Origin of the sequence: Burkholderia sp. Ac-20384 (genome assembly GCF_017104605.1) — a bacterium.
GTDB lineage: Bacteria > Pseudomonadota > Gammaproteobacteria > Burkholderiales > Burkholderiaceae > Burkholderia > Burkholderia lata.
In genome coordinates this window covers 1-1,571 of the sequence record NZ_JAAGPE010000652.1, presented here as the reverse complement: position 1 = coordinate 1,571, position 1,571 = coordinate 1, and the positions used below count along the sequence as shown (strand labels likewise).

Here is a 1,571-nt window from a genome sequence, read left to right as displayed (position 1 = left end):
CCGCCTTCCGGCGTGACCCACACGATGTTCTGCGTCGGGTCCTTGATGTCGCAGGTCTTGCAGTGCACGCAGTTCTGCGCGTTGATCACCAGGCGATCGCTGCCGTCGTCGTTCTTCACGAATTCATACACGGCCGCCGGGCAGAAGCGCCCCTCCGGCCCCGCGTACGTGCGCAGGTTCACGTCCACCGGCACGTTCGCATCCTTCAGCGTCAGGTGCGCCGGCTGGTTCTCCTCGTGGTTCGTGTTCGAGATGAACACCGACGACAGCCGGTCGAACGTCAGCTTGCCGTCCGGCTTCGGATACTCGATCGGCTGGCATTGCGATGCCGGCTTCAGCATCTCGTGGTCCGCGTGCTTGTGATGCAGCGTCCACGGCACGTTGCCGCCCATCACCTTCTGCTCGAGCCCGACCATCAGCGTGCCGAGGTACAGCCCCTTGGCCATCCACTGCTTGAAGTTGCGCGCACGGTACAGCTCCGTGTACAGCCACGACTGCTTGAAGGCGTCCGGGTACGCGTTGAGCTCGTCGCTCTGGCGGCCGGCCTGCACCGCGTCGAACGCGGCGTCGGCGGCCAGCATGCCGGTCTTGATCGCCGCGTGGCTGCCCTTGATCCGCGATGCGTTCAGGAAGCCCGCGTCGTCGCCGATCAGCGCGCCGCCCGGGAACACCGTCTTCGGCAGCGACAGCAGCCCGCCCGCGGTGATCGCGCGCGCGCCGTACGACACGCGCTTGCCGCCTTCCAGGAACGCGCGGATCGACGGGTGCGTCTTGTAGCGCTGGAATTCCTCGAACGGCGACAGGTACGGGTTCGTGTAGCCGAGACCGACCACGAAGCCGACCACGACCTGGTTGTTGTCCATGTGATACAGGAACGAACCGCCGTACGTATCGGACTTCAGCGGCCAGCCGGCCGTGTGGATCACGAGGCCCGGCTTGTGCTTGGCCGGATCGATCTCCCACAGCTCCTTGATGCCGATCCCGTAGGCCTGCGGTTCCGCGTTCGCGTCGAGCTTGAACTTCGAGATCAGCTGGCGGCCGAGGTGGCCGCGGCAGCCTTCGGCGAACAGCGTGTACTTCGCGTGCAGCTCCATGCCGAGCTGGAAGTTCTCGGTCGGCTCGCCGTCCTTGCCCACGCCCATGTTGCCGGTCGCGACGCCCTTCACCGAGCCGTCGTCGTTGTACAGGATCTCGGCGGCGGGGAAGCCGGGGAAGATCTCGACGCCCAGCGCTTCGGCCTGCGCGCCAAGCCAGCGCGTGACGTTGCCCAGCGAAATCACGTAGTTGCCGTGGTTCTGGAAGTTGGCGGGCAGCGCCCAGTTCGGCGTGGTGACCGCGCCCTTCTCGGACAGGAACAGGAAGCGGTCTTCCGTCACCTCGACGTCGAGCGGTGCGCCGCGTTCCTTCCAGTCGGGGAACAGTTCGTTGATCGCGCGCGGGTCCATCACCGCGCCCGACAGGATGTGCGCGCCGATCTCGGAACCCTTCTCGAGCACGCACACGCCGATCTCGGTGCCTTTCTCGGCGGCCAGCTGCTTGAGCCGGATCGCCGCCGACAGCCCGGCGGGGCC

Annotated in this window: 1 protein-coding gene; it reads right to left on the bottom strand. The window is 66.6% G+C overall.

All coding sequences use genetic code 11. The features are described 5' to 3' along the window. Window positions 1-1,571 (bottom strand): electron transfer flavoprotein-ubiquinone oxidoreductase (locus G3O00_RS42610; protein WP_206146588.1); only part of this gene is annotated, 1,571 nt, incomplete at both ends.